This is a genomic window from Paraconexibacter sp. (assembly GCF_041602235.1).
GTDB lineage: Bacteria > Actinomycetota > Thermoleophilia > Solirubrobacterales > Solirubrobacteraceae > Paraconexibacter.
Window position 1 is genome coordinate 1 of the sequence record NZ_JBFIGP010000105.1, and the last position, 11,160, is coordinate 11,160.

Here is an 11,160-nt window from a genome sequence, read left to right on the forward strand (position 1 = left end):
CCTGCTCCGAGGACGCCAGCCCGGTGGCCGCGGCGCGGGCCTTGCGCAGCGCGTTCTCCCGGGCGACCGCGTGCGGCTCGCCGGCCTCGAGCTCGTCGACGTGGGTCGGGCGCGCATCGAACGCCACCCCCAGGCGCGCCAGGATGGCACGCCGCTGGGGGGACGCCGAGGCCAGGATGAGCGGGGACGGCCCGGACCGTCCCATCCGCTCGGCTACAGCTCCGGGAACCAGATGCCGATCTCGCGCTCGGCGGACTCCGGCGAGTCCGAGCCGTGGACCATGTTCTCCCCCACGAGCGTGGCGAAGTCACCGCGGATCGAGCCGGTCGCCGCCTCGAGCGGGTTGGTGGCGCCGATCAGCTGACGCGCCGCCTTGATGGCGTCGTTCCCGGACAGGATCGCGGCGACGAGCGGCCCCGACGTGATGAACTCGACGAGCTCACCGAAGAACGGGCGCTCCGCGTGCTCGGCGTAGTGGGTCTCGGCGGTCTCCCGCGGGGTGTGGACGAGCTTCAGTGCCTCGATCTTGAGGCCCTTGCGCTCGAACCGGGCGAGGATCTCGCCGGTCAGGTTGCGACCGAATGCGTCCGGCTTGACGAGGATCAGGGTCTTCTCGGCCATGGGCGGAGAGCTCCTTCAGGTTCAGGGGGATCGGGTACCGCGCGGCGGCGCGGCGCACCCTACCTCCTAGGCGCCGGCGGCGGGCTGCTGCTCGGTGTCGCTCTGCTCGCGCCGTCGCCGGCGCCGCGGGGGCGTCTTCCCGGCGATCTCGGTCTCGCAGAACGGGCAGATCTTCCAGTCGGGGTCCAGCGGCTTGTTGCAGGCGACGCACGCGTCCTTGAGCTTGCGCAGGCAGGACGGGCAGCGCAGGAACTCCTTCTCCACCTCGTAGTCGCAGTGCGGGCAGAGGAAGTAGTTGAGCTGGTGCAGCCGCGCCTCGGCAGCCTGCATCTCGAGCTCGCGCTCGCGGATGTCGTCCAGGTACTCCGGCGGCCGCACGATCATGTACACGACCGTGCCCACGAACGGGAAGAGCGAGGCCGCCGTCGCGCAGCCGATGATCATCGGGTCGGCGATCCGCCGGCGGGCGTCCGAGTACGTGTAGTACACGAGAGCCAGCCACGTGACGACGAGGAAGAGGATCAGCAGCTTGACGGCCGTGTTGAGGCCGTCGCTGTTGATGCCGAAGATCGCGAGCTGCAAGTGCATGACCGGGGAAGCCTACCCAGGAGTTCGGCGCAACAGGCCTTGCCCCTCCCCACCGACTCAGAGGAACTGCCTGCCGAAGAGGTAGCCGATCCCGAAGAAGATCAGGATCACGAGCGCGACCAGGACCGCGACAGCGGCGATCATCGCCAGGACTGAGGGGCCTTCGCGGTTCATCGGCAACCGGAGCGTAGCCGCAACCGCCATCGCAGCACCGTCGCGGCACCGGTTCGGGGTGTGCTGGATCACCCGCGGTTCCGGAGCCTGGCTCCCCGGTCTGCGCTCAGAACCGGGACCGAGCCGACGCGCTGCCGGGCGTCCGCAGCTCTCGCACCAGGCTCGTCGTGCCGGTGACGAGCACGGCGCCCTCGACGCCCGTCATCCTCCGCGCGAGGTCCACCGCAGCGCGGACGTCCTCCGCCGTGTGGGCCTCCAGGCCGACCGCCTCGGCGGCCGCGGCGACCTGGCCGGCGCTCAGCGATCGCGGGTTCGCGGTGGTCGTCGCGACGACCGCGCGACACCGCTGCGCGAGCACCTCGAGAACGCCGGCCGGGTCCTTGTCGTCGAGCAGCGCCACGACCGCCACTGTCGGCCGGTCCCCCGCCAGACCGTCGTACGCGGTGAGCAGCGCGCGAGCGGCCTGCACGTTGTGCGCCGCGTCGACGACGACGAGTGGGTCGTGCCCGATCGGCTCCAGGCGACCGCGGAGCGGCAGCCGGGCTTCCGCGGCAGCGAGCAACTGCGCATCGTCCGGGGGCTCGCCGTCGCCCGGCCCACCAGCCGTGCCGCCATCGAGACCCGGCGCACCGTCACTCGCACGGGCCTCGAGCAGCGCCTTCGCGGCCGCGAGGGCGACCCCCAGGTTCTCGCGCTGGAACCCGCCCGCGGCGAGCGGATCGCGCAACTGCGACGGCGCGACAGCGGCGGCCTCGACGACGCGCGCGCCCCGGTCCCCCGCGACCGTCCTCGCCAGCGCCCGCAGCGGGGGCTCCAGGCCGGGCGCGAGGACCAGGGTGCCCCCCTCCTCGACGACGGCGAGCTTCTCGAGGGCGATCTCCTCGACCGTGTCTCCGAGCCAGGCCTGATGGTCCAGACCGACGCTGGTGAGGACCTGCACGTCGCTGCGAACGGCGTTCGTGGCGTCCAGGCGGCCGCCGAGGCCGGCCTCCAGCACCTGCACGTCCAACTCCTCGAAGGCCAGCAACGCCACGGCGGTGAGCGCCTCGAACTGCCCCGGCACGTCGGCCAGCGCCTCCGCCCGCGCCCGGACGCGGGCCACCAACCCGGCGAACCGCTCGTCGGACAGCGGCGCGCCGGCGACGTGGATGCGATCGGCGAACCGCTCCACATGGGGACTGACGTAGGCACCCGCGCGCAGCCCTGCACGCTCCAGCATCGCGGCGCACAGCAACGTCGTCGACGTCTTGCCGTTGGTGCCGACCAGGTGCACCGTCGGCCGGCGGCGGACGCCGAGCGCCTCGATCAGCGCCCGCATCCGGTCCAGGCCGGGCCGGATGCCGAAGTTCTCCAGCTCCAGCAGCCAGCGTTCGGCGTCCGCCGCGGAGGCGGACGCGGTCATGTGGCCTCGAGATCCTCGAGTTCCGCGCGCAGGCGGCCGAGCTTCTCGCGTTCGGACGCGACGACCGCCTCGGGGGCCTTGGCGACGAAGCCCTCGTTGGCGAGCTTGCCCTCCGCGCGAGCGATCTCCTTGCGCAACTCGGTGGCCCGCGCCTCGCGCTTGGCGGCCTCGGCCGCCGGGTCCACGACGTCCGAGGCGAGCACCTCGACGACCCCGCCGGGCACGTGCACGGTCGCGGCAGCCTCGCCATCGGCGGTCCACTCCAGGCGGGCCAGGCGGGCGACGAGCGCCGCCGCGCCCTCCGCCAGGGACGCCGGCGGCCGGGCCGGGAGGAACGCACCGGGCTTCACGCCCGCGCCGTCCCGCCAGCCGCGCACCGCTTGCACGGTCGAGATCACGTCACCGATGGTCGACTCGGCCTCGGCATCACGCAGTGCCGCGTCGGGGGCGGCGGCCTGCGATGCGGCCAGCAGCCCCTCGCTGCCGGGCAGGTGCGCCCACAGCTCCTCGGTGACGAACGGGATGAACGGGTGGGCGGTCATCAGCGTGCTTCGCAGCACGTGCACGAGGGTGGCGCTCAGATCGCTGTCGAACTCGCGGCCCTTGATCAGCTCGAGGTACCAGTCGCACAGCTCGCCGTAGACGAAGTCGTACAGGCCCAGCGCGGCCTTCGAGAAGTCGAAGTCGGCGAGGTGCTCCGCGGTCTGCTCCTGGAAGGCGGTGAGGCGCGACAGGATCCACCGGTCCTCGACGCTCGTCGGGGCGGGGCCGCGACCTGCCGCCTCGGCGTCGATGTCGCCGATGTTCGTCAGGACGAACCGCGACGCGTTGAAGAGCTTGTTGGCGAGCTGCTGCCCCTGCTGGACGCGCTCCTCGCTGAACCGCACGTCCTGCGTGGAGGACATGGCGAGCAGCCCGAAGCGCACGCCGTCGGCGCCGAAGCGGTCGATGAGATCCAGCGGGTCGATCCCGGTGCCCAGCGACTTGCTCATCCTCCGGCCGTCGGGCGCCTGGATCACCGAGTGCACGTAGACGTCCGTGAACGGCACGTCGCCGGTGAACCGCAGTCCCATCATGACCATGCGGGCGACCCACAGGAACAGGATGTCGCGGGCGGTCGACAGCACGTCGGTCGGGTAGAAGGCCTGCAACTCAGGGGTTTCCGCAGGCCACCCGAGCGTCGCGAACGGCCACAGCGCCGAGCTGAACCACGTGTCCAGCACGTCGGGGTCGCGCTCCCAGCCTTCCCCCTCCGGCGCGGCGAGTCCGACGTAGGTCTCCTCGCCCCGGTACCAGACCGGGATCTGGTGCCCCCACCAGAGCTGCCGGCTGATGCACCACGGCCGGATGTTCTGGAGCCACTCGACGTACCGCCGGGACTGGGTCTCGGGGTGGATCCGGATGCGCCCGTCCGTCACGGCCGCGATCGCGGGCGCCGCGAGCTCGTCCATCCGCATGAACCACTGCAGGGAGATCAGCGGCTCGATGCGCTCCCCGGAGCGGTGACTGAACGGGACGGCGTGCGTGTAGGGCTCACGGTCGCGCAGCAGCCCCTGGGACTCGAGGTCGGCGACGATCCGCTCGCGCGCCTCGAGGACCGGCAGACCGGCGTAGGCACCGCCGTTCTCCGCGTTCATCCGTCCGTCCTCACCGATGACGGTGAGCTCCCCGAGCCGATGACGACGACCGATCTCGAAGTCGTTGGGGTCGTGCCCGGGCGTGATCTTCAGGCAACCGGTGCCGAAGTCGGTCTTCACGTACTCGTCGCCGATGATCGGCAGCTCGCGGCCCGCCAGCGGCAGGGTGACGGTCCTCCCGATGAGATGGGCGAAGCGCTCGTCCGCGGGATGCACGGCGACGGCGGTGTCCGCGAGCATCGTCTCCGGGCGCACGGTGGCGACGACGACCTCGCCGGTGCCGTCGGTCAGGGGGTACGCGATCTCGTACAGCGTGTCGGTGACCTCGCGGTCCTCCACCTCGAGATCGCTGATGGCCGAGCGGCTGCCCGGGTCCCAGTTGACCAGGTAGTAGTCGCGGTAGATCAGACCCTGGTCGTAGAGGTCGACGAAGACCTTCAGGACGGCCTCGACGTAGCCGTCGTCGAGGGTGAAGCGCTCCTCGTCGTAGTCGCAGGTCGCCCCGAGCCGCTTGAACTGCTCGATGATCGTGCCGCCGTACTTGGCGCGCCATTCCCACACCCGCTCGGTGAACGCCTCGCGCCCGATCTCCTCCCGGCTGGAGCCCTCGCTCTTCAGGAGCTTCTCGACCTGGGTCTGGGTCGCGATGCCGGCGTGATCGGTCCCCAGGATCCACTTCGCGTGGCGGCCGTGCATCCGGTTCCAGCGGATCAGCGTGTCCTGGATCGAGCCGTTCAGCGCGTGCCCCATGTGCAGCGCGCCCGTGACGTTGGGCGGGGGGATCGCGATCGCGTAGTTCTCCTGCGCCGTGCCCTCGGGCACGGGGTGGTGCAGTCCGGAGTCGAGCCAGGCGCGCGTGATGCGGGGCTCGACCTCCGACGGCTCGAAGCGCTTGCGGTCCTGGAGGTCGCTCATCGAGGGCCGCAGTCTACGGACGGCACGGCCACGGAAGCCGTCAGGGCGCGCGCCCTCAGGATCGCCGGGCGCGGCCCGGTCGCCGGCCCTTCAGGGCGAAGGGCACGAGGTCGCGCGCGAGCGTCGAGAGCTCGAGACGCCCGAGCAGGAGCCGGACCTCGTCGCGCTCGCGGCTGCTGAGCGCCGCCGGTCGTCCCTTGGACTTCTTGAGCAGGTGCAGGAGCCGCTCGCGGTCACCGCTCGCGAGGTTCTTCCAGTGGGCGTTGGCGACCAGCGCCGCCTGGGCCACGACGATCCACGGCACGCGGCGCACACGCGAGAGCTTCCCGGCCATCGATCTCGACGTACGGCGGGTCAGGCGGACTCGGCGGCCGGCGAGTCGTCGGCGTCCGGGGCGGCCTCGGTGACGAGCGTCGGCGCGCGGCCGGCGTCGATGGTCTCCTTCGTCACGACGCACTTCTTCACGTCGCGCCGCGAAGGCAGCTCGAACTGCACGTCGAGCAGCGTCTCCTCGATGATCGACCGCAGCCCGCGGGCCCCCGTCTCGCGCTCCAGCGCCTTCTCGGCGACCGCCGTCAGCGCGTCCTCGGAGAACACGAGCTCGATGCCGTCGAACGAGAAGAACCGCTGGAACTGCTTGACGAGCGCGTTGCGCGGCTCGGTGAGGATCGTGATGAGGTCGTCGCGCGTCAGCTGGTGCACCGCGCTCACGACCGGCAGGCGGCCGATGAACTCCGGGATCAGCCCGTAGTTCACGAGGTCCTCGGGCAGGCAGCGGGCGAACACGTCGCCGGCGTCCTTCTTCTCCTGCTTGGTCTCCATCGAGGCGCCGAAGCCGATGCCCTTGTTGCCGATGCGCCGCTCGATCACCTGGTCGAGGTTGGCGAACGCCCCGCCGCAGATGAACAGCACGTTCGTCGTGTCGATCGAGAGGAACTCCTGGTGCGGGTGCTTGCGTCCACCCTGCGGCGGCACCGACGCGGTGGTGCCCTCGAGGATCTTCAGCAGCGCCTGCTGGACGCCCTCACCGGACACGTCGCGCGTGATCGACGGGTTGTCCGCCTTGCGGGCGATCTTGTCGACCTCGTCGATGTAGATGATGCCCGTCTCGGCCTTCTTGACGTCGTAGTCGGCGGCCTGGATGAGCTTCAGGAGGATGTTCTCGACGTCCTCACCGACGTACCCGGCCTCCGTCAGCGCGGTGGCGTCCGCGATCGCGAACGGGACGTTGAGGATGCGGGCGAGCGTCTGGGCCAGCAGCGTCTTGCCGCACCCGGTGGGGCCCAGGAGCAGGATGTTCGACTTCTGGAGCTCGATGTCCGAGTCCGTCGACTGCATCATCTGGACGCGCTTGTAGTGGTTGTACACCGCCACCGAGAGGGCGCGCTTGGCCTCCTCCTGCCCGACGACGTACTCGTCGAGCACGCCGTAGATCTCCATCGGCTTGGGCAGGTTGTCGAGATCGAACGACGGCGGGGCGGTGAGCTCCTCGTCGATGATCTCGTTGCAGAGATCGATGCACTCGTCGCAGATGTAGACGCCAGGACCGGCGATCAGCTTCTTCACCTGGCGCTGCGACTTGCCGCAGAAGCTGCAGAGCAGCTGTTCGTTCGAGTCGGTAGGTCGAGCCATCTGTCTCCCTCGCGTTCCGCGGCGGACGTTCTCGAAGCTAGTGCTCCGAGATCACCCGGTCAATGATGCCGTACTCCGCCGCCTCGGCGGAAGACATGAAGTAGTCGCGTTCGGTGTCGTTCTTGACCTTGTCGAGGCTCTGCCCCGTGTGCAGCGCGATGATCTCGTCGAGCTTCGCCCGGAGGTCGATGACCTCCTTGGCGTGGATCTCGATGTCGGTCGCCTGGCCCTGGAAGCCGGAGCTGACCTGGTGGATCATCACCTTGGAGTTCGGGAGGGCCATCCGCTTGCCCTTCGCGCCGCCGGACAGGAGCAGCGCTCCCATCGACATGGCGATGCCGACGCAGATGGTCGACACGTCCGGCTTGATGAACTGCATCGTGTCGTAGATCGCCAGGCCCGAGTACACCGAGCCGCCGGGCGAGTTGATGTACAGCGAGATGTCCTTGTCCGGGTCCTCGCTCTCCAGATGCAGCAGCTGGGCGACGATCAGGTTCGCGATCTGGTCGTCCACCGGCGTGCCGAGGAAGATGATGCGCTCGCTGAGCAGTCGGCTGTAGATGTCGAAGGCGCGCTCGCCTCGCGACGTCTGCTCCACGACCATGGGGACAAGGGGACTCATGTTCCTCGCTTCTGTTTCGCTCGTACCGCCGGATTCCTCCCGCCGACGGAAGACGTGTCACCGGCGAGTCGGGCAAGCCTAGCAACGGGCGTCCGCGGCCCAGCGGCCCTGTCATCGGAAGACGCGTCCGGTTCCTGTAGCCCGGGTGGACGCGTCGCGGGTTCCGCCGCCCGGTGTGCGGGGCGGCGTCGACGTGACGGTGGCTACTCGGCGGAGTCGTCGCCGGCCGGCTCGGCGGCCGGTGCGGGCACCGGCGTGGCGTGCTCGACCAGCAGGTCCAGGGCCTGCCGCTGGCGCAGATCGTCCTTGATCTCACCCAGGCGCCCCTGCTGCTCCAGCTTGTCGCGGAGCTTCTCGACCGCCATGTTCTCGCGCGCCGCGCTCGCCTGCAGGATGTCGAGGACGTCGCCGTCGGACGGCTCGATGCCCTCGGCCTCGACGACCGCGGCGATCACGGCGTCGCGCCGCAGCGCGACCTCGGCGTCGGGCTTGGCCTGCTCGAGCACCGCCTCCTCGTCCTGCCCGGAGATCTGCATGTACATCTCGCGGGAGATGCCCTGGTGCGACAAGGAGTGCAGCATGCGCTCCCACATCTCCTTGGCCCGCGCCTCGACGAGATGGTCGGGGACCTCGACGGTGGCCTGCGCGACCACGGCGTCGAGGACGGCCTCGCGGTAGTCGTTCTCGGCGCGCTGCTCGGCCCCCTCGCGGAGCTTGCTCGCCAGGTCCTCGCGCAGCTCGGCCATGGTGTCGAAGCCCGCGGCATCGGAGGCGAAGTCGTCGTCGAGCTCCGGAAGCTCCTTGGCCTTGATCTCCTTGACGGTGACCGCGAAGGTCGCGGCCTTCCCGGCGAGGTGCTCGGCCTGGTAGTCCTCGGGGAACGTCAGCTCGACGGTCACGGCGTCGCCTGCCGAGGCGCCCTTGAGCTGGTCCTCGAAGCCGGGGATGAGCTGGCCCGAGCCGATCTCGACCATCTGGTCGCGGCCGGCGCCGCCCTCGAAGAGCTCGCCGTCGATCGACCCCTCGTAGTCCATGACGACGAAGTCGCCGGTGTCGGCGGCGCGCTCGACGGTCTCCAGGCGGGCCATCCGCTGGCGCAGCTGCTCGACCTCCGCGTCGATCTGCTCGTCGGTCGGCGCCGGGTCGGCCTTCGGCGCCTCGACGCCCTTGTAGGTGCCGAGCGTCGCGACGGGACGCACGCCGATCTCGACCGTGAAGCTGAGCGCCTCCCCGTCGGCCGGGAGATCGCCGAGGTCCAGGGCGGGGTCGCCGACCGGGACCACGCCGGAGGCCTCCAGGGCCTGGACGTACCAGCGTCCGATCTCCGACCGGATGGCCTCGTCGAGCACCGCCTCGCGGCCGACCTGCTTGATCACGAGCGCCGGGGGCACCTTGCCCTTGCGGAACCCGGGGAGCTTGAAGTCGCGGCCGAGCTTGCGGGCGTACTGGTCGATCCGACGGGAGATCTCGTCGGAGGCGACCTGCGCCTCGATCTTCACCCGGGACTCGGGCAGCTCGGTGACGGTGGCGGTGACGGTGCTGGTGGTTGCGGCCATGGACCTGACAAGGTACTCAGGAATGGCCTCTCAGCACCCTCTGACCCCGCCTGAGCGCCTCGCGGCGCGTGCGTTGACCGGCTCCGCGGGCCATCTCGTCGCGGGCGTCGTGGACTGGCTCGTGCTGGTCGGCCGCTACGCGTGGGCACGGGCACGGGGACGCACCCTGAGCTGATCCGTCGCCGCGCCCGCTCACTCGCGGATGAGCGAGAAGATCGGCCACGAGCCGGGAACGCCCTTGAGCTCGCGGGTGCCCTGGTGGTCCCAGAAGATCCCGGCCCCGACGACCGTGCCGTAGGTCGTGCCGGACGCGAGGACCTCGTCGGGGCTCGCGAGCGCGGCGACGCGCGCCGCGATGTGGACGGCCATCCCGCCGACGTCCCCGCCGATGCGCTCGCACTCCCCGGTGTGCAGGCCGACCCGGATCTGCAGTCCCAGCGGGTGGACGACGTCGACGAGGGCCGACGCACACCTCACGGCGTGTGAGGGCGGGCCATCGAAGACCGCGAGGAAGCCGTCGCCGATCGTCTTGACCTCCCGCCCGCCGTAGCGCTCGAGCTCGCGGCGGATCGCCCTGTCGTGGTCGGCGAGCAGGTCCCGCCAGCGTGCGTCCCCGAGCCGTGAGGCCGTGCCGGTGGCATCGACGACGTCGGTGAACAGCACCGTCAGGAGATCGCGATGGACGGCGGAGCCGGTGCGCCCGCCGGTCAGGAACTCCTCGATCTCCCCCACGAGCGCCTCGGCGTCGCCCGCCGCCGGCATCGAATCCGTGCCGGGCAGCTCCACGAGCTTGGCGCCGTACACCTTCTCGGCCGCGTAGTGCGAGTGGCGGATGTCGATCATCTGATCGCCGGTCCGGTGCATCACCAGGGTCGGGACGCGGATGTGCTCGAGGAGATGCCGCACGTCGGCGGTGGCGAAGCGGGCCTGCGCGTCGCGGAAGCGACCGGGGCTGGCGGCGGCCCGCTCGAGGCGGCCGAGCCAGTCGACGAGGCGCGGATCGTCGGCCATGGACGGGGCCAGCCGCTCGATGTTGACGCCGGTCCCCCAGTTGGCGAGCAGGTCCGACATGCGCTCCAGGCGCTGCTCGTTGGTCTGCGCCCACTCGTAGTCGTCGTCGGCGACCGCGCGGAACATGCTCGCGTAGAGCACGAGGCCGGCGATGCGTTCCGGGTGGGCGACCGCGGTCTGCACGCACAGCGGCCCCCCGGCGGTGTACCCCATGAGGACCGCCCGCTCGGCGCCGGCGGCGTCGAGCACCGCCAGGACGTCGCCGATCTCGACCTCGAGCGGGACGTCGACCGGGGCCGGGTCCGAGAGCCCGAGTCCGCGGCGATCCATGAGGATCACGCGCGAGAACTCGGCCATGCGCCCCAGGAACCGCTGGATGAGCGGGGACTCGAGGATCACCTCGACGTGCGAGATGAGCCCGGGCAGGAAGACGACGTCGACCGGCCCGTCGCCGATCACGCGATAGGCGAGCGTGATGTCGCCGTTGCGGGCGTAGCGGGTCCCCGTGTCCTGCACGCCCGCAAGCGTACTGGCGCGCGGAAGCGCCTACGGGACGAAGACGACCTTCCCGAACAGCTCGCCGCGCTCCATCATCTCGAACCCGCGCCGGGCGTCGCCGAGCGGGATCGTCTCCTGGATCACGGGGCGGATGTCCTTGTCGGAGCACAGCTGCACGAGCCGGGCGAGCTCCTCGCGTGAACCCATGGTCGAACCGAGCACCCGGAGCTGCAGGAAGAAGACGCGCGTGAGCTCGGCGGGTGGGGCCTCGCCGCTGGTGGCTCCGGACACGACGAGCGTGCCTCCGGGCTTCAGCGCCCGCAGCGAGTGGGCCCAGGTCGCCTGGCCCACCGTCTCGATCACGGCGTCCACGCGCTCGGGCAGGCGCGCGCCCGTCTCGAACGCCTGCTCGGCTCCGAGCTCGACCGCGCGCGCACGCTTGGCCTCGGACCGGCTCGTCGCCCACACCCGTACGCCGGCGGCGGCGCCCAGGACGATCGCGGC

General features: G+C 70.8%; 11 protein-coding genes and 1 pseudogene. 1 reads left to right on the forward strand and 11 read right to left on the reverse strand.

The window, feature by feature from the left end; translation table 11 throughout:
- From ABYE80_RS10310 to tig, 9 genes and pseudogenes are all read right to left on the reverse strand, one after another.
- On the reverse strand, positions 1 to 205 hold a 205-nt coding region (locus ABYE80_RS10310; RefSeq protein ID WP_372790189.1), incomplete at its 3' end, for a Maf family protein.
- A gap of 8 nt (positions 206 to 213) precedes the next feature.
- Complete coding sequence (ndk, locus tag ABYE80_RS10315) at positions 214 to 621, reverse strand: nucleoside-diphosphate kinase (RefSeq protein WP_372790190.1); 408 nt, start codon at positions 619 to 621, stop codon at positions 214 to 216.
- Between the two features lie 66 nt (positions 622 to 687).
- Complete coding sequence (locus ABYE80_RS10320; RefSeq protein WP_372790191.1) at positions 688 to 1,209, reverse strand: zinc ribbon domain-containing protein; 522 nt, start codon at positions 1,207 to 1,209, stop codon at positions 688 to 690.
- 280 nt (positions 1,210 to 1,489) lie between these two features.
- Complete coding sequence (locus ABYE80_RS10325; RefSeq protein ID WP_372790192.1) at positions 1,490 to 2,785, reverse strand: folylpolyglutamate synthase/dihydrofolate synthase family protein; 1,296 nt, start codon at positions 2,783 to 2,785, stop codon at positions 1,490 to 1,492.
- Positions 2,782 to 5,337 (reverse strand): valine--tRNA ligase, encoded by a 2,556-nt coding sequence (locus ABYE80_RS10330; RefSeq protein ID WP_372790193.1) that lies wholly within the window; start codon positions 5,335 to 5,337, stop codon positions 2,782 to 2,784. Before ABYE80_RS10330 ends, ABYE80_RS10325 begins: the two co-directional genes overlap by 4 nt.
- A gap of 55 nt (positions 5,338 to 5,392) precedes the next feature.
- A complete protein-coding gene (locus tag ABYE80_RS10335) occupies positions 5,393 to 5,671 on the reverse strand; it encodes a hypothetical protein (protein WP_372790194.1) in 279 nt (92 codons plus the stop codon).
- Positions 5,672 to 5,691: 20 nt separating this feature from the next.
- Positions 5,692 to 6,969: an ATP-dependent Clp protease ATP-binding subunit ClpX gene (gene clpX, locus ABYE80_RS10340; protein ID WP_372790195.1), complete on the reverse strand. Its 1,278-nt coding sequence runs from the start codon at positions 6,967 to 6,969 to the stop codon at positions 5,692 to 5,694.
- Positions 6,970 to 7,006: 37 nt separating this feature from the next.
- A pseudogene (clpP, locus tag ABYE80_RS10345) lies at positions 7,007 to 7,618 on the reverse strand (ATP-dependent Clp endopeptidase proteolytic subunit ClpP); the annotation flags it as partial.
- A 176-nt stretch (positions 7,619 to 7,794) separates the two neighbouring features.
- Positions 7,795 to 9,147, reverse strand: coding sequence for a trigger factor (gene tig, locus ABYE80_RS10350; RefSeq protein WP_372790196.1), 1,353 nt, complete (start codon positions 9,145 to 9,147; stop codon positions 7,795 to 7,797).
- A 22-nt stretch (positions 9,148 to 9,169) separates the two neighbouring features.
- On the opposite strand from tig, the gene ABYE80_RS10355 reads away from it, so the two are divergent.
- Positions 9,170 to 9,322 (forward strand): hypothetical protein, encoded by a 153-nt coding sequence (locus ABYE80_RS10355; protein WP_372790197.1) that lies wholly within the window; start codon positions 9,170 to 9,172, stop codon positions 9,320 to 9,322.
- Positions 9,323 to 9,339: 17 nt separating this feature from the next.
- Here ABYE80_RS10355 and ABYE80_RS10360 read toward each other — a convergent pair whose 3' ends face one another.
- Complete coding sequence (locus tag ABYE80_RS10360) at positions 9,340 to 10,674, reverse strand: alpha/beta fold hydrolase (RefSeq protein WP_372790198.1); 1,335 nt, start codon at positions 10,672 to 10,674, stop codon at positions 9,340 to 9,342.
- 30 nt (positions 10,675 to 10,704) lie between these two features.
- Positions 10,705 to 11,160, reverse strand: a 456-nt coding sequence (locus ABYE80_RS10365; protein WP_372790199.1) for a zinc-binding dehydrogenase, incomplete at its 5' end; no start/stop codon positions are given.

Bases quoted from the DNA above. Each gene is read 5' to 3' on its own strand.
- ABYE80_RS10355 (WP_372790197.1), top strand. From the start codon at position 9,170: ATGGCCTCTCAGCACCCTCTGACCCCGCCTGAGCGCCTCGCGGCGCGT.
- ABYE80_RS10335 (WP_372790194.1), bottom strand. From the start codon at position 5,671: ATGGCCGGGAAGCTCTCGCGTGTGCGCCGCGTGCCGTGGATCGTCGTG.
- ABYE80_RS10325 (WP_372790192.1), bottom strand. From the start codon at position 2,785: ATGACCGCGTCCGCCTCCGCGGCGGACGCCGAACGCTGGCTGCTGGAG.
- ndk (WP_372790190.1), bottom strand. From the start codon at position 621: ATGGCCGAGAAGACCCTGATCCTCGTCAAGCCGGACGCATTCGGTCGC.
- ABYE80_RS10320 (WP_372790191.1), bottom strand. From the start codon at position 1,209: ATGCACTTGCAGCTCGCGATCTTCGGCATCAACAGCGACGGCCTCAAC.
- tig (WP_372790196.1), bottom strand. From the start codon at position 9,147: ATGGCCGCAACCACCAGCACCGTCACCGCCACCGTCACCGAGCTGCCC.
- clpX (WP_372790195.1), bottom strand. From the start codon at position 6,969: ATGGCTCGACCTACCGACTCGAACGAACAGCTGCTCTGCAGCTTCTGC.
- ABYE80_RS10330 (WP_372790193.1), bottom strand. From the start codon at position 5,337: ATGAGCGACCTCCAGGACCGCAAGCGCTTCGAGCCGTCGGAGGTCGAG.